This is a genomic window from Flavobacterium noncentrifugens, from assembly GCF_900100375.1.
GTDB lineage: Bacteria > Bacteroidota > Bacteroidia > Flavobacteriales > Flavobacteriaceae > Flavobacterium > Flavobacterium noncentrifugens.
This window is the reverse complement of sequence record NZ_FNEZ01000002.1, coordinates 390627-413193: the sequence shown is the minus strand read 5'-3', so window position 1 is coordinate 413193 and position 22567 is coordinate 390627. Positions and strand designations below refer to the sequence as shown.

Here is a 22567-nt window from a genome sequence, read left to right as displayed (position 1 = left end):
CCGATCAAAAAAAAAACAATGAAAATTAAAATTCTAACTGCCTTATTATTCGTGTCCTTTTTAACGAATGCACAAATTGTTTTTGAAAAGGGTTATTTCATCAACAACAATGGAAAAACCACAAACTGTTACATCAAAAATGTGGACTGGCGCAGTAATCCAGCTTCTTTTAATTACAAGATGGACTTGCAGGATAAGGATGCAAAAACAGAAACTATCGCTACGGTTTCTGAATTTTCCATTGACAATATCAGCAGATATAAACGCTACACCGTCAACATAGAATATTCTGCCAATGATGTAAATAGCTTAACCGAATCTAAAAATCCGGTTTGGGTAACGGAAACACATTTCTTGAAAGAATTGGTTAACGGTGAGGCCAATTTGTATGCATATGATAAAGACAATTTTTCAAAATTTTTCTACGAAACCAAATCAAGACCGATTGAGCAACTGGTCAGGATTAAATACATGAATGGCACTTATATACAGGAAAACAATCTATTCAGACAACAGCTCAATAACAATGTGAAATGCGAAAAAACTCCGGAAAACAGTTTTAAGAGCATTGAATACACGAAAAATGATTTGGTCAAACACTTTTTAAAATTCAACAGCTGTACCGAAACACCTGTGAGAAACTTGAGCAATGAAACAGAACGCGCAAAATATTCATTACGCGTGACCGGTGGCGTATATGCTGCAAAGATGACCATAACCGACTCGAATATCTTTTACAATGTTGGGACAGATGTGAGCAAAACCATCTTTAAATTTGGCCTTGATGCTGAATACATCCTTCCATTTTATAAAAACACTTTAAGCATTTTTACAGCGCCGACCTATCAGAAATTCAGTGCCCAGAAAAGTTATGAAAAAAATGACGGAAATATAAATGGCGGTGCAACTATTTACAATACTGTAAACATTGATTATGCTTCAGTTGAAATTCCTTTGGGGATCAGGTATTATTTTTTCCAGAAAAACAATTCAAAAATTTATTTTAATGCTGCTTTTATTTTAGACATTCCAACAAGCAAAAGCCTTGAATTTTCAAATACCAACCGTGCCATAAATGCGACACATTCCTTAAAGTTCTCTCCTAGAAATAACCTTTTTGGCGGAATTGGTTACGATTATAAAAGGTACAGTGCCGAACTGCGATTTTATACAAATAAAGAACTCCTGGGAGAAGAAACGGTCTGGTCTGCCAAATATTCTAACATCGGACTCAATATTGGATATAAAATATTTTAACCGCTATTTAAAAATAAAGCATCAGGAGACTGGTGCTTTTTTATTATGACTATCAATCATTTTTTTTTAACTTCGTACCAAATATGCGGATCACCCTCAAAAATAAATTCATTCATCGGCTTGAATCCACATTTCTCCAATACATTCCTCGAACCTTGATTGTTTATATCAGCGATTGCATTGATCACACTTAAGTTCATTTCATTGAATCCAAAGTCAACGAAGGCTGTAGCCGATTCAAAGGCATAGCCTTTTCCCCAGAACTCGGGTATGAACCGGTACCCAAGATCATAATATCTTTCGTGGCCGTTGGCATTTTTTTCAATTTTAAGTCCGCTCCAGCCAATAAATTCATTCGTTTCTTTCAAAATGACTGCCCAGCGCCCGATACCATTGTCCAGATATTGCTGGTGAATATTCGCCAGAACATCATGAATTTGCGAAATATTAGTTACCGGTTTCTTTCCCAAATACTTGTGCACTTCCGGATTTGAATCGAGCCGAAATAGACCTTCCGTATCTGATGGAAGCAATTCCCGAAGCAACAATCGCTTCGTCTCAAATGCTGTTTTCATCCAATAAAATCTTAAATGCTCATCCTGAATTCTTCAATTACCGGACTGGCTTTGCCATATAAAACTTCTTCGATGAACAATTCCACCGCCAAATCTGTTCCTCCAAATCCGCCAAGCCTTGCCGATTGGATGTTGTTTTTTAATAAAGTGTCAATTCCTACTGCCTCGAGGCGTTCTTTTAAAGCCAATGCTAAAATTTCGCTGCCCGAAAATACTTTCATCAATCCCATAACTTTTATTTTTATTAATCTTCCGTTTCTTCTTCTATTTCTTCATCTGATTCTTCATCATCTATTTCAAAAAACACCGGTTCAAGCATAATTTTGTCGGCCATGGATTCTACCCGTTCAGTAATGTTGTTCGCTGCAAATAAATATTGTGTTTTTGCTATGCTGGCCGCAAGCCTGTGAATGACCGAATCCATCCTGTTTTTGAATAAGATTTCGGCATCATCGACAACAAATAATTTAACTGTATTCATATTAAAACCTGCCGATGAAAACAGCGCATTAATTTTTGTTGGTGTCCCAATTAAAACATCCAATCCAAGGGAAATGATATTTTTATCATAATCGATATCGCCTTTATCGTGTGTTCCAATGACGCGTAAATCAGTATAATTTCCGTAGGTTTTGAAAAGTTCGACAAGCTCCAGCACTTTTTCTTTGTCCTGGGCAAATATCAAAGCGCGCGTGCTTTCGCCTTGCGATTTTTCGAGTTTCTGGATGACATTGATTGCAATTGTCGAAGTTTTTCCCGAACCTTCAGGCGCGATAATTACCGCATCTGCGCCACTTTTTATCGTTGAAAAAGTTGCCGATTGGATTTCGTTGGCTTCAGTCAAACCGTTTTCTGATAACGCTTGCTGAAGGTTTGGATTTATTTTTTTTAGATTCATTTTTTAGGTCTAAAGTCAAATGTCGAAAGTCAAACGTTTCACTATTGTGTTTAGGTTCATCTTCAATTTTGACTAATTATTTTCATTTATATTCTTTAAAAGCATAATTTTCACGTACTAAAACGTTCGACATTTGACGGTCGACATTTGACATTTACTTACTCGCAAACAATTTCACGTCATTTTCCGAAATTTCTCCGCCACCAAGAATGATCAGCCTTTCAATTACATTTCGCAATTCGCGGATGTTTCCCGTCCAGTCGTATTCCTGCAACAATTTAATGGCTTCAGGGGAAAATGATTTAGGTGCGTTGCCTTGCTCTTCTGCGATTTTGACAGAAAAGTGTTCGATTAAAAGCGGAATATCATCACGCCGGTCGTTCAAAGACGGTACTTTTACAAGAATGACTGCGAGCCTGTGATACAAATCTTCACGAAAACGGCCTTCGGCAATTTCAACTTTCAGGTCTTTATTCGTTGCAGCAACCACGCGTACATCGACTTTAATTTCTTTTTCGTCGCCCACACGCGAGATTTTATTTTCCTGTAAAGCACGCAATACTTTGGCTTGCGCCGACAAACTCATGTCACCGATTTCATCAAGAAAAATAGTGCCTTTGTGTGCCGCTTCAAATTTTCCGGCGCGGTCTTTTACTGCAGACGTAAATGCGCCACGAACATGCCCGAACAATTCGCTTTCAATCAGTTCAGACGGAATTGCGGCACAGTTGACCTCGATTAACGGCGCTGCCGCGCGTTCGCTTTTTTCGTGCAGCCAATGGGCAACCAGCTCTTTTCCGGTTCCGTTTGGGCCGGTGATGAGTACGCGCGCATCGGTTGGCGCTACTTTTTCGATGATTTCCTTGATGTGGTTGATTGCGTCGCTTTCGCCGATCATTTCATAATGCTTCCCGACTTTTTTCTTCAGGATCTTATTTTCAACGACGAGTTGCTTTTTGTCGAGCGCATTTCTAACTGTATTGAGCAAACGGTTTAAATCCGGTGGTTTTGAGATGTAATCAAACGCACCGAGACGCATTGTTTGGATCGCAGTTTCCATATCGCCGTGCCCGGAAATCATGACGATCGGGATTTCGGGCTTGATTTTTTTGACCGCTTCGAGCAATTCGACACCGTCCATTTTTGGCATTTTGATGTCGCAGAGCACCAGGTCGTAATCGGTGTTTTTTATTTTTTCGTAGCCCGAAATTCCGTCTTCGGCATCTTCAACCGTGTAGGTATCGCTTTCTTCGGATAATATTTTGGTGAGTACGCGGCGGATCGAAGCTTCGTCTTCTATGATGAGTATTTTTGGCATTTTGAAGGAGTTGCTGAGTGACTGAGTTACAAAGTTGCTAAGTTACCCAGAAGTTGTTAAAAATCGGCGTACTTTATCGTATGATTATGAAAATTGTTGAATCAATTAATAATTAATAATGAACGATTAATAATTGCTTGCGAGATGCCCTAGCCCCGATTGCAGTGGAAATCCTTTTGTGTAGCGCAGCGGAATAAAAGATTGCAGCGGAAAGCGGGAAAAAGCTCCTGATTCAATTAATAATTTATAATGTATCATTAATAATCGCTTGCGAAAAGTTAAAGCATTTTGACTTTGAAACTTCGCTACTTTGAAACTCAGTTACTAATATTTCAACCACTTGAACAATTCTTTATACGTTGGTTTTTTGCCGTACATCAGGATTCCGACGCGGTAAATTTTGGCGGCAAACCAGACGACGAAAAAGAACGTTCCGAACAAAATGGCCATAGATAGCAGCAGTTGCCAGATTGGGACGCCGAACGGAATCCGCATCAGCATCACGATTGGCGACGTTAGCGGAATCATTGAAAATACGGTTGCGATCGTTCCGTGCGGATCGTTCATCACGGTGAAAAATCCGATATAAACGCCGAGAATCAAAGGCATAATGATTGGCAAAAGAAATTGCTGCGAATCGGTTTCATTGTCAACTGCGGCGCCGATCGCAGCGTAAAACGAACTGTATAAAAAGTAGCCGCCGATGAAATAAACGATGAACGAAAGCACCAATGTTGTGATGGGTAAACTCCACAATTCTTTGAGATAAAGCGCAAATGTTCCACCCATTTCGCTTTGTGCAGCCTTCATCATTTCGGGTGAAACGCCAGCTGTTGGGCCTGTGTGCACACCAAAAACCGACGAGGCGACAAACATAATGGAAAGCCCGATGATCGCCCAGATGATGAATTGCAAAATCCCGGCGAGAGACGTTCCGATGATTTTTCCCATCATCAACTGGAATGGTTTTACTGACGAAATGATGATTTCGATGATGCGGTTTGTTTTTTCTTCGATGACACTGCGCATAACCATGTTGCCGTAAATGATGATGAACATCATGATTAGGTAACCGAATGCGCCGCCGATTGCGATTTTGATTTCGTTAAGACCTTTTAAGCTTTCTTCGCCCGATGATTTGGCGAGTGAAATATTGACTTTTGCTTCGGCATTTTTGATCGCTACGGTGTCGAGTTTTGCTTTTTCAAAATTGGCTTTGGTGAGTTTTTTGGCCACTATATTTTCAAGTTGGCTGACGAACGAAAGGCTTGGGCTGTCATTTGAAATGAACTGGATTTTTGAAGAAAGTTCTTTAGTATCGTCGACTTTCGGAATGTACAACAAACCTTCGTAGTAATGGTTTGTAATGCTGTCTTTAAGAATTTTTACGTCGATGGCCGAAACATTCTGATAATGGTATTCATCAGAATTTTTGAATTCATTGGCAAATAATCCGGTTTCATCGTGGATGGCGATTTGCTTTACATCAGCTTTCATCGAACTCAAATAGCCAACGAATACGGCAATTGCAACAAACAACAGCGGACTTAAAAATGTCATGACAATAAAGGATTTGTTGCGCACTTTGGCGATGAATTCCCTTTTTATGATTAATGATAAAATGCTCATATTTTTGGATTTAGTTGCTGCTGACAGTCTGGATGAAAATGTCGTTGACGCTTGGGATCTTTTCTACGAAATGCGTCACTTGGCCGCGTTGCGTAAGGATGGAAAGCAATTCGTTTGGCTTTGCATTTCCGAGTACGACGTTGAGTTTGAGTTCGTCATTCAGCGATTTGAAATGCGTTTGCGACAATTGGAATTTTTGCGTTAAATCATACATTAAACCTTCAATATTGTCGCTGAGGATGCCGACTTCAAAAGTATTGGAACGGTATTCGCGCTTTACGTCGTCGAGTTTTCCTTCAATCAGTTTATTGGATTTATGGATTAGTGCGATGTCGTCACACAATTCTTCGACGCTTTCCATGCGGTGTGTCGAGAATATTATTGTGGAACCTTGTTTCTTGAGTTCGAGGATTTCGTCTTTGATCAAATTGGCATTTACCGGATCGAAACCTGAAAATGGTTCATCGAAAATCAGCAATTTCGGTTTGTGTAAAACACAGACTACGAATTGGACTTTTTGCGCCATTCCTTTTGAAAGTTCCTCTATTTTTTTGTTCCACCAACCTTTGATCTCGAGTCGGTCGAACCAGTATTCGAGTTGCTTGGTCGCATCGGCTTTTGACATGCCTTTCATTTGTGCGAGGTACAAACATTGCTCGCCCACTTTCATCGATTTGTATAAACCGCGTTCTTCGGGCAGATAACCAATGTGCTGCACATGGTTTGGATGGAGTTTTTGTCCGTCGAATATGATTTCGCCGCTGTCGGGCATTGTGATTTGGTTGATGATTCTGATCAGGGACGTTTTTCCGGCGCCGTTTGGGCCGAGAAGCCCGTAAATGCTGCCTTTGGGAACTGTCAGAGAAACTTCGTTAAGCGCTGTGTAATCGCCATATTGCTTGACAATTTTGTTCGCCGTAAGTATGTTTTCCATTCGGTAATTTGTTTGTGTAAATGTAGCAAAATTAGTACGCGTTTGCCTGGGAATGTTACAAAAAAAACCCACCCTTATTTGCACAAGGATGGGAAAAATTGCTATGAAAAAGAAATTACTAGTTACCTAGTAACATCCAAATATAAAATAATTTTTTAGTTTATGAAAACATATCTTTAACTTTTTCGAAAAAAGATTTATCTGATTTTTCCGGATTCGGAATGAAATTTTCTTCTTTCAGGGATTTCTCAAAAAAGTTTTTCTGCTCTTTATTCAAAGTTTTGGGTGTCCAGACATTGACGTGGACAAGCAAATCGCCGCTGCCATAACCATTGATGCTCGGAATTCCTTTTCCTTTGAGCCTCAATATCTTACCTGACTGAATTCCTTCTTCAAGCTTGATGCGTACTTTTCCGTTGACCGCTTCAATGTCTTTAGAGATTCCCAAAATCGCTTCAGGGAAACTGATGTACAAGTCGTAATGCAGGTTTTCGCCTTCGCGTTTTAAGAACTCGTGCTCTGATTCTTCGATTGCAACGATTAGATCTCCGGGAATGCTGTTGTTTCCAGGCGCATCATTTCCTTTGTTTGAAACTTTCAATTGCATGCCATCTGAAACTCCGGCAGGAATTTTAATGGATACGGTTTCTTCTTCAACGATCAAACCGTGTGCATCGGCTTCGGATGGTTTTTTGTCGATCGTTTGCCCTGTTCCACCGCAAGTTGGACATGTTGAAGCCGATTGCATTCTGCCCAAAATCGTATTGGTCACGCGCATCACCTGCCCTTGCCCGTTACAGGTTGAACAGGTTTTGTAGCTCACCCCTTTTGCCTGGACTTTGCGTTTTACTTTTACTTTTTTCTCAACACCGTTGACAATGTCTTCAAGCGTTAGTTTGACTTTGATTCGCAGGTTGCTTCCTTTGGCACGTCTTTGCTGCTGCCCACTACCGAAACCTGAAAATCCGCCGCCACCGCCGAATGCACTTCCGAAAATATCACCAAACTGGCTGAAAATATCATCCATGTTCATGTGATGTCCGCCGCCGCCATAACCGCCCTGCTCAAAAGCCTGGTGCCCGTATTGATCGTATTTGGCTTTTTTATCCGGGTCGCTTAACACTTCGTAAGCTTCGGCTGCCGTTTTAAAATTTTCTTCGGCTTCTTTGTTACCTGGGTTTTTATCGGGATGAAACTCAATTGCTTTTTTGCGGTATGCCTTTTTAATGGCAGCCGCGTCAGCGCCTTTTGCGATTCCGAGTATTTCGTAAAAATCTTTTTTCATGGTCTCTTTTCAAATGCGTTTGGTTTGCAAATTTGCAGATTATTGTCCGATCACGACTTTTGGAAAACGGATGATTTTGTCGCCAAGTTTGTAGCCTTTTTCGATCACGTCAACAATTTTGCCTTTTAATTTATCCGATGGCGCCGGGATTTGGGTAATGGCTTCGGCATAATCGGCGTTAAAAGCATCGCCTGCGCGAACCTCAACTTCTTCAAGTCCTTTTGAAACCAAGGTGCTTTTTAGTTTTTCGTGGATCAGTTCGACCCCTTTTATAAGTGCTTCGTCTTCCGATTTTTTAATTTCTGCCAACGCCCTGTCAAAATCGTCCAAAACCGGAATCAATGACTGTAAAACTTCCTGGTTGGCAGTCTTGAACAAATCGATGCGTTCTTTCGCAGTACGTTTTTTATAATTTTCAAATTCGGCAAAAAGGCGGATGTGTTTATCTTTCTCTTTATCCAAATCCTGTTGCAATTGTTCTTCAGGGCTTAGCTCTTCTACGATAAGCTGTTCACCGTTAGCGTTTTCCTCGATAATATTCGGGTCGAGTTCCTTTTCGTTTTCAGTATTCTCGGTAGTCATTTTTGTACTATTTTTAAATATATTGTTGAATTTCATTTTTGCTTTTGCCGTGGTTTGCAAAAGTATTGCCATTTCTCAAAAAATGTCAAATTGTCATTTTTATTTTTTCGAATGGTCGTTTTGAAAAAGAACGTTCCGGTTTAGACCCGGTTGCAGCAGCATCCTTTTTTGAGGCACGAGAAAAAAGATATAGCGGAAAACGGGACAGCACATGAACTGGAACAAATTCACTTGCTCCTGAAAATTTTAATAGAATTTTATGACTATTTCGTTTTCGTTTTGTCTATGTTTGTTTTTCTAAACTCTGGAGAAATTTTGGAGTTGGAATAAAATGAAATCTCTAAGGTTGGCATAAATTATTAATTCACATTACCTTATATTTTGAAAAAAGCGCTGTTTGAACGACAGCGCTTTTTTTATTGCAGCAAATCTGCAAGAGCAGTTTCTAGCATTTTGTATTTGAATTCAAAGCCGTTGTCGACGGCTTTCTGGGCGCTGACTTTCTGGCTGGTGAAAAGCAGAATGTGCATTTCGCCGAGGATGATTTTCATTAGGAATTTTGGGATGTTTGGCATAAAAAACGGCTTGTGGAGTTTTTTTGCCACTGCTTCTGTGACTTCGCGGTTTGTAACCGGATTTGGTGCGACGGCGTTGTAAATGCCTTGCCACTGGTTTTGTACCACGAAGAAATACAGGTGAACGAGGTCGTGAATGTGAATCCAGGACTGCCATTGTTTTCCTGTTCCGAATGGCGATCCGATACCCATTTTTATGGGTTTTAGCAGTTCCTGCAGCATGCCGCCTTTTTTTGAGAGCACGAGTCCTGTGCGGATTTTACACACTTTAATGTCTAATAACCTAAATTTATCGACCGATTCTTCCCATTTGACAACGACGTTTCCGAGGAATGACGCATCGACTGATTTTTCGTCTTCGGTGTAGGTTTTTGTGAGGCTGTCAGGATAAATTCCGATGGCTGAAGCCGAAACGAATTGCTTGACCTGATGCGGATTGTTTTTCAATAATTTATACAGCAGGTTTGCAGAAACGATACGGCTTTCTATGATTTCCTGTTTGTAGCTTTCGGTCCAGCGTTTTGAGATCGTAGCGCCTGCAAGGTGAATGATACTATCTACGCCAAGCATGCAATTTTCATCTACAATTCCTTGTTCGGGATTCCAGTAAAAACCGTGAAAATTATTCTCACTTGTAATTTCTTTTTTGGAAGTCGTCAGGTAATGGACGCTGATGCCGTTTTGTAAAAACAGGGTCGCCAATTCGCTGCCGATCATTCCCGTTGCGCCTGTAATTAATACTTTCATGTAGTTGTGTTTTGGTAAAAGGTCATTTTTTTGAGAAACCGCCTTCTCTCAAATTTACAGCCATAACTTGAAAAGTAAATGTTAATTAGGTTCGATTTAACGATTGAAAAGCGTGAGAAATCTCAGGATTTGAGTTTGACCGTCCATTCGAAATGCATTTCGGAAACTTGTTCGCCTGATGCATTTTTTCCGATCGATTTCATCCAGCAGGTTTGGCCTTCGCTGGTTTCGATGGTTTTTTTGATGGCATTCGAAATGGCTTTTCCGTCATTGCAGGTAAAGGTTATTTTCCCGGTTGCTTTTTTGGTAAAGTTGCATTTGTTGTTGGCAACGAGCATCGAGATTTTTTTATCGCTTTCGCGGATTTTACCCATGACCAATGCGCCGGTAGATAATTCGGCTGCCATAGCCTGCACTGCAAAATACATGGAATTGAATGGGTTTTGGTTGATCCAGCGGTGCGTGACAGTTACTTCGCATTTTACCTCATCTATATATTTGGCACGAACGCCACACAAAAAAGCCGATGGCAATTTGAAGAATAAAAACTTGTTGATGTTGGCTGCCGAAAACTTCATATTCACTGGGATTTTTGTGAAATATAGGCAATTAAAACCGTGTTAGCAAGTTTTGATATATGTTAATATTTTGTTAATAATTAGTACTATGCAAAACAAGATACTGTTTTTTAGCCATATATTTGCATAAGAAATTACTATATACTTTTAATCATGGAAACGACCAGCAACAAAAACACCGCAACATTGACGCATTTGAGTACGCTGACCCAGTACTTTATTCCGTTTGGAAATTACATTTTCCCGATCATCATCTGGAGTATTCAGCGTGAAAAATCGGAATATGTGAATGCGCAGGGAAAGCAAACGATCAATTTTCAGTTGAGTTTGTTTGTATACACTTTGATCTTGGCGCTGATTGCGATCCCGCTTTTTTGTATAACGGTTTTGAGAAGCATGTCGTTTGACACGTTCATCGACGGCGGCGATTTCATGATCCGGAATTTAAACCTGCAACACGTTTCTGGAATGGTGACTTTGCTCATTATGGCCGTACTCGTTTTTGTGGCGATGAAAGTAGCCGAATTTTTCCTGATCATTTATGCGGCAGTCAAAACATCAAACGGGGAAGATTTTAAATATCCGCTGACAATTCCATTTATACGATAGTCGAAAGTCGGAAAGTCAAATGTTAAATGACAAATGAATAAGCATCGGGAGTAATCAACCTGAATTATCATAAACGGAATTCATCACTCCGGAATCGAAAATCAATCATCAATCATCCGGCCCTCATCAAGCCGACAATCAATCAAAAAATCTAGCCGAAACAAGTGATCGTTCGACTTTCGACTAAAAAAATCATCAATCAAAAACGGACTGTTTAATCAAAAAAATCAAAAATGACGACACTATGAATATTGAAAACACAAAAGCCCAGATGCGAAAAGGTGTTTTGGAGTTCTGTATCTTATCGGTTTTAAAAGAAAAAGACGCTTATACTTCGGAAATATTAGACACCTTAAAAAACGCGAAACTGCTAGTCGTTGAAGGCACGGTTTATCCGCTGCTGACAAGGCTCAAAAACGACGGATTGCTTAACTACCGTTGGGAAGAATCGACTTCGGGACCGCCACGTAAATATTACGGCCTGACCGAAATAGGCAAAACTTTTTTAACCGAATTAAATGGCACCTGGACCGAACTTTCGGATGCTGTAAATATCATAACAAACCAAAAATAACAAGTCATGAACAAAACTGTAAACATAAATTTAGGCGGAATGTTCTTTCACATTGACGAAGATGCATACCAGAAATTAACGCGTTATTTTGATGCGATCAAACGCTCTTTATCCAATTCTAACGGCCAGGACGAGATCATCAAAGATATTGAAATGCGCATTGCAGAATTGGTTACTGAAAAACACAGTAATGACAAACAGGTGATTAACGTGAAGGAAGTGGAGGAAATCATCATCATCATGGGACAACCTGAAGACTATAGAATCGACAACGATGACGAGCAGCCAAAATCGGACGCTTTTTCAACTGTAAAAAGATCTAAAAAATTATACCGCGATAAAGATAAAGGCATGATTGGCGGCGTAGCAGCTGGTTTGGGACATTATTTTGGGATTGACGCCGTTTGGATCAGGATTCTTTTGGTCTTGTTCGTATGGCTTGGCGGATCCGGAATTATCGCTTATATCGTGCTTTGGATCGTGATGCCGGAAGCGGTTACGACTTCTGAAAAACTTGAAATGACGGGCGAACCGGTGACGATTTCAAACATCGAAAGAAAGGTTCGTGAAGAGTTTGACAACGTATCACAAAAGTTTAAAAATGTGAACTATGACGAAATGGGAAATCAGGTAAAAACTGGTGCTGAGCGTTTCGCTGGCAGTATTAGCGAAGTTTTCATGAGCATTTTTAAGGTTTTTGCTAAAGTTTTAGGTGCGATTATCGTAATCATTGCTGCAACAACTTTGGGCGGAATGCTGATTGGATTGTTTACCGTTGGATCGACTTCATTCGTGGATTTGCCTTGGCAGAATTATGCTGAAGCCGTGAATTATACGAATCTTCCGCTTTGGGTGATTACCGTTCTTGGATTTTTCGCGATTGGGATTCCGTTTTTCTTCCTGTTCATTTTAGGATTGAAATTGCTGGTTCAGAATATGAAATCAATCGGAAGCATTGCTAAATATACGTTGCTTGCCTTGTGGCTGATTTGTGTTGGGATTTTGATCTCACTCGGAATCAAACAAGCGACAGAAATCGCATTCGACGGAAAAGTCGTGATGAAAGAAAATGTTTCAATTGCGCCAACAGACACGCTTTACGTAAAATTCAGATTCAATGATTATTATGCGAAAGACATCGACCACAACCACGATTTCATGTTTACGCAGGATGAAAACAACAACGAGTTGATCTACTCAAACGACATCGAGTTCAATGTGTTGAAAACTGATGAGAAAACGCCATACATCCAGATTGAAAAACGCGCCGAAGGAAAGTCGTTAATGGAAGCCAAGCACCGCGCTGAAAAAATCAAATACGGCTATAAAATCGAGGGCAACCATTTGATCTTCGACAACTATTTAACCTCTGAGGTGGCCAACAAATACCGCAACCAGAAAGTCGAGATCTTCTTATATTTACCTGAAGGAACTTTATTGAAACCAGACAGCAGCATCCAGGATTATGACCGTTCTGACGATTCATTCTTCAACCTGCACTACAGCGGCGACTACCTTTACAAACTCGAAAATGCACAGGTAAAATGCCTGACTTGCCCTCCGGGAGAAAATGATTTCGACGATACCGAAAATCTTGAAGATGCTGAAACCAGCGAAGACACCACAGCCAGCGTCATCTTAAACAAAGACGGAATCCTGATCAAAAAATCTGGCCACGCCGATGAAAACAAAGAAGTAAAAAGCGTAAAGATCAATAAAGACGGAATCATCATTAAAACCGAATAACCATGGTCAAGTTCATCCTTTACATTACAAAATTTATCATTACGGCAGCCATCGCACTCCTTTTTGCCTCATGCGACAATGTCAATTTCGGCGGCGGGCCTTCAGTCAAAGGCGACGGAAACGTGGTCACTGAAAACAGGAACAACAACACCGAATTTACAAGTATCGAAGCCAGCCGCGCACTCGAAGTAGAAATCGAGCAATCGAACCAAAATTCCATCACGGTCGTAGCCGATAAAAACCTGCAAAACCACATTACGACACAAGTTGAAAATGGCGTTTTAAAGATTACGACAGATGTGAATATCAAAGATGCCGAATCTAAAAAAGTCATCGTGAAAATGCCTAGAATCGAAGCCTTACAAGCCTCAAGCGCAGCCAGGATTGTCGTTAAAAACACGATCCGTGCAAATGATCTAAGCCTGAGTTCAAGCAGTGCCAGCGCCATTGAAGCTTCTTTTGAAGGGGAAAGCCTTTCGGCAGAAACCAGCAGCGCTGGAAACATCACGATTTCTGGGAAAGCATTAAAATTTGAAGCGAATTCGTCAAGCGGAAGCATTTTAAATGCTGAAAAATTACTGGCGAACGACATTACTGCCGATGCGTCAAGCGGAAGCGGGATCGACATCCATCCGTTGGCAAACCTCGAAGCCCGAGCCTCAAGTGGCGGACGCATTACCTACCACAACAAGCCGAAAAACAATATCGTTAAAAAATCAAGTTCCGGCGGAAGCATTAATGAAGAATAATTACAAAATCCCGATCTGAGTATCGGGATTTTTTTTACATTGTAACACCATATTTGTCAGAAATTTTGTAACAGAAACTACCGACTTTCGTCCAACCAACAATCATTAATCCAAATAAAACTATGCAGTTAACCATCAAAAACCTAGACAAAAAATACAGCAACGGCGTGCATGCACTAAATGATGTTTCGCTAACAATTAACAAAGGCATGTTCGGCCTTCTTGGCCCAAACGGCGCCGGAAAATCTTCGCTGATGCGTACGCTTGCGACTTTGCAGGATGTCGACAGCGGAAGCGTCACACTTGGTGACATTGATGTATTGAACGACAAAGAATCGGTTCGTAAAGTTTTGGGTTATCTGCCGCAGGAATTTGGGGTTTATCCACGGACATCTGCAGTTGAATTGCTCGACCATTTAGCATTATTAAAAGGTTTTGACAACAAAGCCGACCGCAAAGCCATCGTTGAGCAATTGCTCGTAAAAGTCAATCTTTGGGAACACCGGAAAAATGCCGTCGCCAGTTACAGCGGCGGAATGCGTCAGCGCTTCGGCATCGCGCAATGCCTCATCGGAACCCCGAAACTCGTGATCGTTGACGAACCGACTGCCGGGTTGGATCCCGGCGAGAGAAACCGTTTTTACAACATCTTAAGTGAGATCGGGGAAAACATCATCGTCATTTTATCAACACATATAGTTCAGGACGTACGTGAATTGTGTACGCAAATGGCGGTCATGAACCACGGAAAAGTGTTGTTCAGTGGAAATACCGACGAAGCATTATCAGAAGTCAAAAATAAAGTCTGGGAACGCAAGGTTTCAAAAGCCGAACTTGCCGATTATCAGAACAATTATAAAGTTATCTCGAACAAACTCGTTGGCGGAAACCCATTAATCCACGTATTTTCGGAAACCGAACCCGGAAACGGTTTTACCAAAGCCGAAGAAAACCTCGAGGATGTGTTTTTCGCCAAACTCAACGAACTCGTTTAATTTCTAAATCAAAAACTTATGTGGAAATTTATACGTTTCGAGTTAAAATACTGGCTGAAATCGCCAATGCTTTGGATTTTTCTTTTGATCAATACGCTGCTGGTTTTTGCAGCGGCTTCAACCGATAAAATACAGATTGGTTTTGGCGTGGGAAACATCCATAAAAATGCGCCTTATGTCATTGAGAATTTTTACGGCACGATTTCGCTCTTCAGCCTTTTGATGATTACGGCGTTTATGAACGCCACTGCAAACCGTGATTTTGACAACGGCATGTACCAGTTTATATTTTCGGCGCCAATCAAAAAACGAAATTATTTCTTTGGGAAATTCATTGGCGCAACCATTATTGCCGTAATTCCGATTTTGGGCGTTTCACTGGGAATTTTATTGGCTACGTCACTTTCCCCGGCTTTCGGGTGGACAGAAGCTTCGCGGTTTGGACCGTTTATTTTATCAGGGCATTTGTACGGAATCCTGGCATTTGCGATTCCGAATGCCATCATTATCGGTGTGCTTGTATATTCACTCGCCATCATTTTCAGGAGCAACATTATTTCGTTTATCGGATCGATGATGATCCTGGTCTTGTATTCGATCGCCAGCGGTTTTACATCGGACATCCAGAAAGAATGGCTGGCGAATATTCTTGATCCTTTCGGCTTTAAGCCAATGGAAATCATGTCGAAATACATGACCGTCGGAGAAAAAAACATACTTGCCGTTCCGCTTGAAGGGCCGTTATTGATCAACCGACTTTTGTGGCTTGGATTGATTTTGTCAGTTCTATTTTTGGTTTACGCCAGATTTTCATTCAATGCGAAAAAGGAAAAACCGAAAAAATTAAAAAAGGAAGTGCAAACTCCGGCGCCGGCGATTTCCGATGTCATTTACCTTCCGGCGAAAGCCAATGTTTTTTCGTTCAAAACTTTATTCAGCCTGACAAAATTCGAAACCAAATCAATCCTTAAAAATCCAACATTCATCATCATTGTTGCGATCGGGATCATCAATTTAATCGCGAGCATTACGAGTTTTACAAATGCCTACGGGTCAAATCAGTATCCCGTGACTTATGATGTCATCGCTGCAATTCAGGGCGCATTTTATATGTTCCTGATTGGATTTATCACATTTTATACCGGCGTTGTCGTCTGGAAAGAACGCGATGCAAAATTGAATGAAATCCACGATGCTTCGCCAATAAAAACCGGACTTTTATTCGTTTCGAAACTGGCTTCAGTTGTCATTTGTACCGCTTTGATTTTGGTATTTACCATTTTAATCGGCATCATTGCGCAAACGCTTTACGGATTTACAGATTACAAAATCGACGTGTATTTCAAATATTTACTGCTGATCAATTTGCCGTTTTTCTCTTATTTAATTGTCATTTCGCTGCTGTTCCATTACCTGATTAACAACCGCTATATCGCTTATTTTGCGTTTGTCGTGTTTTTTATTCTGAACAATTTTATCTGGAGCGCACTTGACATTGACAGTTATATGGTGCAATTTGGAAAAAGCGAATCGGTCATTTATTCAGACATGAACGGTTTCGGGCCGTTTGTAAATGCCAAGATCTGGTTTACGGCTTATTGGATGTTGTTCAGTGTCATCTTATGTTTCATCATCAATGCTTTTTTCGTCCGAGGCAAAGAATTGCAGTTTGGCGCACGCGTTAAAAATGCAGGAAAGCAACTTGCAAAAAACAAGATCGGGCTTTCATTAAGCATCATCGCATTTGCGGCTTGCGCCGGATTTGTTTATTACAACACCGCTCATTTAAACACTTTGATTTCATCGGATGACCAGGAAAAAATGCAGGTCGATTATGAGAAAAACTTCAAAAAATACGAAAATATCGCACAGCCGAGGTTTTACAAATTCGATTACAATATTGACATCGATCCCGAAAAACGCAACTTAAAAGCCGACATTGTGGCTTGGGCCAAAAACATTTCGGGCCAACCGATCAATGAAATTCATTTTACGATGCCGTCAACTTCCGACAGTGTTTCTTTGGAAATTGCAAATGCAAAAGTCAAACTCCGCGACAACCGTTTGTACTATCGGATTTATGCCTTAAACCAGCCGATGCAACCGAATGATTCCGTAAAAATCACAATCCATTACAAATACATCAGCAAAGGATTTGAGAATACCGTGAATTTTAAATCGCTGACACAAGACGGGACTTTCATCAACAACATGGATGTCGCGCCATCAATCGGTTACAATAACAGTTACGAAATCTCCGATAAAAACAAGCGTTCGAAACTCAAATTGCCAAAACGCCAGCGCATGCCGAAACTCAATGACAACGACCTAAAAGCGCGAAGCAACACGTATATCGGTAACGATTCCGATTGGGTAAATGTGAATACGACCATCAGCACTTCAGCCGATCAGACTGCGGTTGCGCCTGGTTCATTGGTAAAATCGTGGAAAGCAAACGGAAAAAATTATTTTCAGTACAAACTCGACCATGAATCCCTGAATTTCTATTCGTTTGTTTCGGCGCGATATGAAGTTGCACGAAAAAAATGGAAAGGCATCGATCTTGAAGTCTATTACGACAAACAGCACGCTTACAATGTTCCGAATATGATGAAAAGCATGCAAAAATCGCTTGAATATTATACGGCGAATTTCGGCCCTTATTTCCACAAGCAATGCCGCATCATCGAATTCCCGAAATACAGCAGTTTTGCACAGGCATTTCCGGGAACGATGCCCTACAGCGAAGGCATTGGCTTTATCATCGATTTGCGCGGCGTGACCAAAGACGATATTGATATGGTTTATTATGTCGTTGCACACGAAATGGCGCACCAATACTGGGCGCACCAGGTTGTTGGCGCGAATATGCAGGGCAGCGAAATGATGAGTGAAGGCTTTGCACAATATTCGGCTTTGATGGTTATGGAAAAAGAATATGGCGAAGATAAAATGAAGAAATTCCTGAAATATGAGATGGACGATTATTTAAACGGACGAAGCTCTGAACCCGAAGCCGAACAACCGCTGATGAAAACCGAAAACCAGCAATATATTCATTACAACAAAGCCAGCGTCGTGCTGTATTATTTGAAGGAAATGATCGGCGAGAAAAACGTCAATGCGGCTTTGGCCAATTTGCTGAAGGAATTCGGATACAAAAAACCGCCGTATGCAACATCGAATTATGCTGTTCGGGAATTTAAAAAAGTCACACCCGACAGTTTGCAGTATCTGATTTCCGATATTTTTGAGAATATTACACTGTTCAGCAACCGGATGCTCGAAGCCAAATACAAAAAAGTGGGCAATGAATATGAAGTCAGCCTGAAAACGGTATCAGAAAAATTCCGTTCGGATTCGCTTGGGACAGAAACCAATATCCCGATCGCCGATTATGTTGACATTGCCATCTTTGCCGAACCGAAAGGCGACGCGCCAACGGGAAAAGTATTGGTCAAAAAACGTTTGAAGATCACAAAAAAAGACAATTCGTTTACATTTAAAACGAAGGAATTGCCGTATCAGGCCGGAATCGATCCGTACAATTACCTGATCGACCGCGTTCCGGACGACAACCTTAAAAAAATCGAAGAATAACAATCACTAAACATCCCGAAATTCACGGGATGTTTTTTTATATTTGCGCTCATAACCCTGAAATCAATCAAAATGATTCAAAAATTCTCTTTATACATTGCTGCTTTTTTATTGACAGCAACACTTTCGGCGCAACAAAAAGAAAAAATAAAAGGCTCAAAAGTCGTTACAATTGAGCAAAAAGAAATTGGTGATTTTGAGAATATTGAAGTCGGTGACAACCTTGAAATTTTCCTAATCAAAGGCGAAAAATGCGCTATTGAAATCGAAGCCGACGACAATTTACACGATGCAATCGACATCAATTTACACGCCGGAACCTTGCAATTGGCTGCATCCAAAGATGTGACCGGAGCTAAAAAATTCAGCGTCAGGATTACGTATACAGACGCTTTAAAAATGCTGACGGCAAACGGACAGGCAAACATAACTGCTTTGGAAGATATGACTCTTAGTGATTTTACATTTAAATCATTTGATTCTGCAAAGATCTTCGCGAATGTTAAAGCGAAGATTTTTACGCTTTCGGCCAATGACAAATCTAAAACCGAACTCAATCTGACCAGCAGCGAGCAAACGACTATCGAATTGGGTAAGACGGCTCAATTGAAAGCGCTCATTTCTGCACCAGCATTGAAATTTGACATGTACCAAAAATCAACGGCAACCATCGAAGGCGATGTAATCGATTTGAAACTCCGACTTGACAACAACGCCAATTTCACCGGAAAAAACTTCACCGCAAAAACCGCTGAGCTTACTACTGAAGGTTATACCAATTGCAGCATTGTTATCAACGGAACGGTTGTGATTGACGCTTCCGGAAAATCGGAAATCCAATTGTACGGCGACCAGAAAATCGAAATGAAAAACTTTGTCGACGATGCAATTCTAAGAAAGAAACCGACAAAATAAAGCATAAAAAAATCCCGAGATTATCGGGATTTTTTATTTTATATCAATTTATGTTATTCAATTGAAGCCAAGTATCTTTCTGCATCAAGCGCAGCCATACAGCCTGTTCCGGCAGCAGTGATCGCTTGTCTGTAAACCTGATCGGCAGCATCCCCGGCAACGAAAACACCTTCAACATTTGTTCTTGAAGTTCCCGGCTGGTTGATGATGTAACCGGTTTCGTCAAGCAAAATATAATCTTTAAAAACATCCGTATTTGGCTTGTGGCCAATGGCAACGAAGAAACCGGTTGCGGGAATCTCATGCACTTCAGTTGTGGTTTTATCGATCACTTTTACAGCTGTTACGACATTTCCGTCGCCAATAACTTCCAATGTATCCGTATTCATCATGATCGTGATGTTTTCTGTTTTCTGTACGCGTTCGACCATGATTTTAGAAGCACGGAATTGATCGCTTCTCACAAGCATCGTTACTTTTTTACAAAGTTTCGAAAGGTAATGCGCTTCTTCACAGGCAGAATCTCCCGCTCCAACGATCACGACTTCCTGGTTTCTGTAGAAAAATCCGTCGCAAACGGCACAGGCAGAAACGCCGCCGCCCATATTCAAATAATGGATTTCAGATGGCAATCCTAAATATTTTGCAGTAGCCCCTGTAGAAATAATCACCGTTTCCGCGTGGATTTCTTTGGTTTCGTTGACCCAAACTTTATGTGGTCGAGAGGAAAAATCAACTTTCGTTACCCAACCGTCACGCACATCGGTGCTGAAACGTTTGGCTTGTTCCTGCAATTGCACCATCATTTCCGGACCGGTCACGCCATCGGGATATCCCGGGAAATTTTCGACTTCATTGGTTGTGGTCAGTTGGCCACCCGGCTGAACGCCCTGGTATAAAACCGGGAACATATTGGCACGTGCCGCATAAATAGCCGCAGTATAACCCGCTGGCCCTGAACCTATAATTAAACATTTTACTTTTTCGATGGTATCAGACATAATAATTGTTCTTTTTGATGGCGCAAAAGTACATTTTAATTGAAATATTAATGGCATTTGCACATTACTTTTAACTATTCGAAAATAATCCGACATTATTCGGCTTTTCGTTTTGCAGGAACAAAAATAGTTTTATATTTGCACTCGCTTTCGGGGTGTAGCGTAGCCCGGTTATCGCGCCTGCTTTGGGAGCAGGAGGCCGCAGGTTCGAATCCTGCCACCCCGACAAAGAAATCCTTTCTGCAGCGCAGAAGGGATTTTTTAGTTTAAGGAAAATCCTGAAGCCCAGCTTCGAAGGATTTTCCTTAAACTAAAAAATACCGCAGCAGTTTTACAAAAACTGCTGCGGTATTTTTTTGAGCATCTTCCCCAACCCAGGATCATGAAATAATCCTGCAAAAATTTCATAAAATAATTTTTCCGAAGGCTCTTCAGAGCTTATTTATAATACTCTCTCGTTAAATTATAAGCATTTTGCTTTCTTAGGGATTTTAAACAAATTAAAATTTTGTTTTTTTTAAACCATTAAGAAATTAAGGATCATTAAGTTTTTGCAACATCCTTTTGTTAAACATAGTTTTTTTCGATAAACTTTATCGTTCCCGCTTCGCAGCCCGGATGGCAGCGAAAAGCTTCCTGTGCCGGACGCTATTTTTTACCGCCGGGGCAGAGCGACCGCAGGAAGCTCCTGAAATGGCGCAGTAAAAAAAGCGCCCGGCACAGGAACTTGGAGCATACAGCCGGAATTGCTGCCCCAATTATCGGTCATAATTGTTCATTATTAATTATTAATTGTTCATTAAATTCCTATTTTTGCCGCATCAAACTACAAATCTTTACAACATGCTGATTATTGGAATTGCCGGCGGTACCGGAAGCGGGAAAACCACCGTAGTGCACCAGATTATGAACGAATTGCCGCAGACCGAAGTGGGCATTATTTCACAAGATCATTACTACAAGCAAACCGATCATTTGTCGTTTGACGAGCGTGCGCTGATCAATTTTGACCATCCGCGCGCGATCGATTTTGAGCTTTTGGTCGAGCATTTGAAAGAATTGAAAGCCGGAAATGTCGTAGACCAGCCCGTATATTCGTTCGTCACACACAATAGAACTGACGATACTGTTTCGACGCATCCACGGAAAGTGATGATCGTAGAAGGGATTTTGATTTTGGCAAACCCGGAATTGCGCGACCTGTTCGACATCAAGGTTTTCGTGCACGCCGATTCAGACGAACGATTGATCAGACGTTTAAAACGCGACATTGCCGAGCGGGGCCGCGACATGGAAGAAGTGTTGGCACGTTATCAAAATACGCTAAAACCCATGCACCAGCAGTTCATTGAGCCTACAAAAGCATTCGCCGACATCATCATCCCGAACGACAAATACAACACCGTCGCGATCGATGTGGTGCGTGCGGTAATAAATCAGCGCATTTCATAAATTTTTAGTATTTTAGGAACTTTTTCCCGCTATCCGCTGCAATCTTTTTATTGCCAGAATGCTTACCATAAAAACCGGAAACAAAAAACCGGCAATAAAAAGGATTTCCGCTGCTATCGGGGCTAAAACCACTCGAGGCGAAGGCCGACCAGAACGAAGTTAAACAAGAACAGATGTCTTACAAAGAAAAACCGTGGTTCAGATTCCTCAGCAACAAATACGTTTGGGTGCTGCTCTTTTTTGGCGTCTGGATGCTGTTCCTGGACAACTATTCTTACTTTGACCACCGCATCCTGAACCAGGAAATCGACGAGCTCGAAACCAATAAAAAATACTACCAGGACGAGATCAAAAAAGACCAGCAAAACATCAAGCTACTCAAAAATCCCGACCAGATCGAAAAATATGCCCGCGAGAAATATTATATGAAAAAAGACAGCGAGGACATTTATATTATTGAATTTGAAGGTGATACGGTAAAAAAATAGTCGAAAGTCTGAAAGTCGAACGACTTAAACCATTTACCCTGAGCCTTTCACACTGAACAC

21 protein-coding genes and 1 tRNA gene are annotated in these 22567 nt (G+C 41.0%); 11 read left to right on the top strand and 11 right to left on the bottom strand.

Annotated elements, in window-relative coordinates:
• Window positions 1-18 precede the first annotated feature (18 nt).
• The gene (locus BLS32_RS06565) at window positions 19-1257 is read left to right on the top strand and encodes a porin family protein (RefSeq protein ID WP_091393117.1); all 1239 of its coding nucleotides are present in this window, start codon (window positions 19-21) and stop codon (window positions 1255-1257) included.
• A gap of 56 nt (window positions 1258-1313) precedes the next feature.
• Here the strand turns inward: BLS32_RS06565 and BLS32_RS06560 are convergent, their stop codons facing one another.
• From BLS32_RS06560 to BLS32_RS06515, 10 genes are all read right to left on the bottom strand, one after another.
• On the bottom strand, window positions 1314-1832 hold the full coding sequence (locus tag BLS32_RS06560; RefSeq protein ID WP_091393113.1) for a GNAT family N-acetyltransferase: 519 nt from the start codon (window positions 1830-1832) through the stop codon (window positions 1314-1316).
• Between the two features lie 11 nt (window positions 1833-1843).
• The gene (locus BLS32_RS06555) at window positions 1844-2062 is read right to left on the bottom strand and encodes a putative signal transducing protein (RefSeq protein WP_091393110.1); all 219 of its coding nucleotides are present in this window, start codon (window positions 2060-2062) and stop codon (window positions 1844-1846) included.
• A gap of 14 nt (window positions 2063-2076) precedes the next feature.
• Window positions 2077-2730: a DEAD/DEAH box helicase gene (locus BLS32_RS06550; RefSeq protein ID WP_091393108.1), complete on the bottom strand. Its 654-nt coding sequence runs from the start codon at window positions 2728-2730 to the stop codon at window positions 2077-2079.
• Window positions 2731-2884: 154 nt separating this feature from the next.
• Complete coding sequence (locus BLS32_RS06545) at window positions 2885-4048, bottom strand: sigma-54-dependent transcriptional regulator (RefSeq protein WP_091393105.1); 1164 nt, start codon at window positions 4046-4048, stop codon at window positions 2885-2887.
• 324 nt (window positions 4049-4372) lie between these two features.
• A complete protein-coding gene (locus BLS32_RS06540; RefSeq protein ID WP_091393102.1) occupies window positions 4373-5677 on the bottom strand; it encodes an ABC transporter permease in 1305 nt (434 codons plus the stop codon).
• A gap of 10 nt (window positions 5678-5687) precedes the next feature.
• Window positions 5688-6611, bottom strand: coding sequence for an ABC transporter ATP-binding protein (locus tag BLS32_RS06535; RefSeq protein WP_091393099.1), 924 nt, complete (start codon window positions 6609-6611; stop codon window positions 5688-5690).
• A gap of 160 nt (window positions 6612-6771) precedes the next feature.
• Window positions 6772-7896: a molecular chaperone DnaJ gene (dnaJ, locus tag BLS32_RS06530; protein WP_091393096.1), complete on the bottom strand. Its 1125-nt coding sequence runs from the start codon at window positions 7894-7896 to the stop codon at window positions 6772-6774.
• Between the two features lie 39 nt (window positions 7897-7935).
• Window positions 7936-8514, bottom strand: a complete 579-nt coding sequence (locus tag BLS32_RS06525) for a nucleotide exchange factor GrpE (protein WP_091393092.1) — start codon at window positions 8512-8514, stop codon at window positions 7936-7938.
• 380 nt (window positions 8515-8894) lie between these two features.
• Complete coding sequence (locus tag BLS32_RS06520; RefSeq protein WP_091393089.1) at window positions 8895-9800, bottom strand: TIGR01777 family oxidoreductase; 906 nt, start codon at window positions 9798-9800, stop codon at window positions 8895-8897.
• 122 nt (window positions 9801-9922) lie between these two features.
• Window positions 9923-10378, bottom strand: a complete 456-nt coding sequence (locus tag BLS32_RS06515) for a DUF4442 domain-containing protein (protein ID WP_091393088.1) — start codon at window positions 10376-10378, stop codon at window positions 9923-9925.
• Window positions 10379-10531: 153 nt separating this feature from the next.
• Between BLS32_RS06515 and BLS32_RS06510 the strand changes: the two genes are divergently transcribed.
• From BLS32_RS06510 to BLS32_RS06480, 7 genes are all read left to right on the top strand, one after another.
• Entirely contained in the window at window positions 10532-10987 is a 456-nt protein-coding gene (locus tag BLS32_RS06510; RefSeq protein WP_091393085.1) for a DUF4870 domain-containing protein, read from the top strand.
• A gap of 244 nt (window positions 10988-11231) precedes the next feature.
• Window positions 11232-11561, top strand: coding sequence for a PadR family transcriptional regulator (locus BLS32_RS06505; protein WP_091393082.1), 330 nt, complete (start codon window positions 11232-11234; stop codon window positions 11559-11561).
• A gap of 6 nt (window positions 11562-11567) precedes the next feature.
• A complete protein-coding gene (locus BLS32_RS06500) occupies window positions 11568-13307 on the top strand; it encodes a PspC domain-containing protein (RefSeq protein ID WP_091393079.1) in 1740 nt (579 codons plus the stop codon).
• A gap of 2 nt (window positions 13308-13309) precedes the next feature.
• Window positions 13310-14056 (top strand): head GIN domain-containing protein, encoded by a 747-nt coding sequence (locus BLS32_RS06495; protein ID WP_091393077.1) that lies wholly within the window; start codon window positions 13310-13312, stop codon window positions 14054-14056.
• A gap of 122 nt (window positions 14057-14178) precedes the next feature.
• Window positions 14179-15051 (top strand): ABC transporter ATP-binding protein, encoded by an 873-nt coding sequence (locus tag BLS32_RS06490; RefSeq protein WP_091393074.1) that lies wholly within the window; start codon window positions 14179-14181, stop codon window positions 15049-15051.
• An 18-nt stretch (window positions 15052-15069) separates the two neighbouring features.
• A complete protein-coding gene (locus BLS32_RS06485) occupies window positions 15070-18651 on the top strand; it encodes a M1 family aminopeptidase (protein WP_091393071.1) in 3582 nt (1193 codons plus the stop codon).
• Window positions 18652-18723: 72 nt separating this feature from the next.
• On the top strand, window positions 18724-19566 hold the full coding sequence (locus BLS32_RS06480) for a GIN domain-containing protein (RefSeq protein WP_091393069.1): 843 nt from the start codon (window positions 18724-18726) through the stop codon (window positions 19564-19566).
• Window positions 19567-19619: 53 nt separating this feature from the next.
• Here the strand turns inward: BLS32_RS06480 and trxB are convergent, their stop codons facing one another.
• Window positions 19620-20567, bottom strand: a complete 948-nt coding sequence (gene trxB, locus BLS32_RS06475; RefSeq protein WP_091393066.1) for a thioredoxin-disulfide reductase — start codon at window positions 20565-20567, stop codon at window positions 19620-19622.
• A 151-nt stretch (window positions 20568-20718) separates the two neighbouring features.
• On the opposite strand from trxB, the gene BLS32_RS06470 reads away from it, so the two are divergent.
• From BLS32_RS06470 to BLS32_RS06460, 3 genes are all read left to right on the top strand, one after another.
• Window positions 20719-20793: transfer RNA gene (locus tag BLS32_RS06470), tRNA-Pro, on the top strand.
• Between the two features lie 617 nt (window positions 20794-21410).
• The gene (udk, locus tag BLS32_RS06465; RefSeq protein ID WP_091393063.1) at window positions 21411-22019 is read left to right on the top strand and encodes a uridine kinase; all 609 of its coding nucleotides are present in this window, start codon (window positions 21411-21413) and stop codon (window positions 22017-22019) included.
• A 173-nt stretch (window positions 22020-22192) separates the two neighbouring features.
• A complete protein-coding gene (locus BLS32_RS06460; RefSeq protein ID WP_091393062.1) occupies window positions 22193-22507 on the top strand; it encodes an FtsB family cell division protein in 315 nt (104 codons plus the stop codon).
• Window positions 22508-22567: the final 60 nt, after the last annotated feature.